This is a genomic window from Arthrobacter sp. CAN_A1, from assembly GCF_015751665.1.
In the GTDB taxonomy this organism is placed as follows: domain Bacteria; phylum Actinomycetota; class Actinomycetes; order Actinomycetales; family Micrococcaceae; genus Arthrobacter_D.
This window is the reverse complement of the sequence record NZ_JADOUR010000041.1, coordinates 1-1,658: the sequence shown is the minus strand read 5'-3', so window position 1 is coordinate 1,658 and position 1,658 is coordinate 1. Positions and strand designations below refer to the sequence as shown.

Annotated in this window: 1 protein-coding gene; it reads right to left on the bottom strand. The window is 62.0% G+C overall.

The features are described from left to right. Positions 1 to 100: 100 nt before the first annotated feature. Entirely contained in the window at positions 101 to 1,534 is a 1,434-nt protein-coding gene (locus tag IWX62_RS16135) for an IS1380 family transposase (RefSeq protein WP_196842428.1), read from the bottom strand. Between the last annotated feature and the right edge of the window lie 124 nt (positions 1,535 to 1,658).

The following is a 1,658-nucleotide window of genomic DNA, read 5'->3' as shown; positions in this document are numbered from 1 at the left end:
GTTTTGAGGTGTTCCCGTTGGTCGCCGGGGTGGGCGCCGGTTCCACTGCCGGTTGGTGTGTTCTTCCTGTCTCGATGTGCTTTTTGACTGCCCCGTGACGTCAGCGGAGGGCGGCCTCGGGTTGTCGCTCGGCCAAGCTTGTGATGGCGTCGTTGATGGTGATGATGAGGTTTTTCTCGGGTGCCAATTCGGGTAGCAGGAGTGTAGTTTTTCTGCCGTGGCGGGTGAGTTTACCGGCCGTGGCGAAGAGACGGTAGCGGAAGCGTTTGACGTCCCAGAACCGGGCCCTGTGGGTGGCCGGGATGGTGCTGAGCTGCAGCCAGGAAATCAGGTTTGAGGCCAGAGCGGAGATGGTGGCCCAGGCCTGGTTGGCGGTGAAAGAGGCGAATGGCAGCTTACCCAGGCCGGTGTTCTTGAGGGTTTTGATCCGGTTTTCACACCGTCCACGACCGCGGTGCCGGGCGTCTAGGAAGGGCCCGCGCCATCGCGGTGAGTTGGTGAGGAACGCGGTGATCCGGTGCCCGTCGATGTCTAAGAGGGTGGGCTGCGCACCGGGGTGCAAGGGTTCGGCCCGGAGGTAGATGTTCGTCCCGGGTGGGTAGTCCTTCAACGTGATGACGTCGGTGGCGTTGATCACCCACGCATCGGTGCGGTCGTTGCCTTCAGCGTCCAGGGCTGGTTCCCAGTATTGCTTGTCGCTGATCCAATCGACCATGTGAGCTTTCCCGGCTGGGACTGGGTAGGACACAGAGAATTGGGCTCCGGCGTGGTGAAGATGCCAAAGGAATTTCCTCGACGCGCCAGCGCTGTCTGTACGGACCAGGATGTTCTTACCGTTCAAGGTGCCGTCCGGGTGGAAGAACCCGTCGGGGAGTTGATTGACGGCGGTGGTAAACACCTCGATGTGGTCATCGGCGTTGTTCGCGCCGGCGTTGCCTGGTCTGAGCAGGCAGGCGAGGATCTCCCCGGTGCCGTGCTTGGTGCCGTAATCGATACTGGCGGTGAACGGTGCGAACCCGTAGCCACCCTTGTAGTCCCCAGCCACTCGTTCCTTATCGGAGTGCGAGGCCACGAGGGTGGCATCGAGGTCGATGATCACCGGATCGGCGGGGGTGGCGCGGGCTCCCGGACTGTGTTCACCGGCAGCGTCCCACACCCTTGTCCGCAGCAAGCGGGTCAGGGTTTGAGCTCCGTGGGCAAAAGCATCCGGGTTCGCTGCGGTCCGGTCGAAGAACCGAGAGACCGTCGCGTTCGAGGCCACCGTCCCGAAAACGCCGGCCTGGGTGCGGAACATATCCAGGTCCGAAACGTGCTCACCGCCAGCGGCGAGCATCAACGCCAGCTGGCCCAGGAGCGTCCCGGGACGATGCCTCGCCCCGGCGGGGGTGAATTGGCCTAAACGGTCCTCGCAGAGTTCCCGGAATCCCAGGGCGTCAATGAAACTGGATACCAGCTGCGTCCCGGCGTGGGAGATCAGCGACTGGCCGGTGAAAGCCACCGGCAGCGACGGGAAAACAGAGGGTAGAATCGTCACCTGAAAGGTGCTCCTTCTTTGTGGTCGAAATGTTGTGTGGTAACTACATTTTCCCACGTCAGGAGCACCTTTCACCTGTTAACCACGCACGCTCAGCCCAATCACGATGAAAACTCCGGGCTAG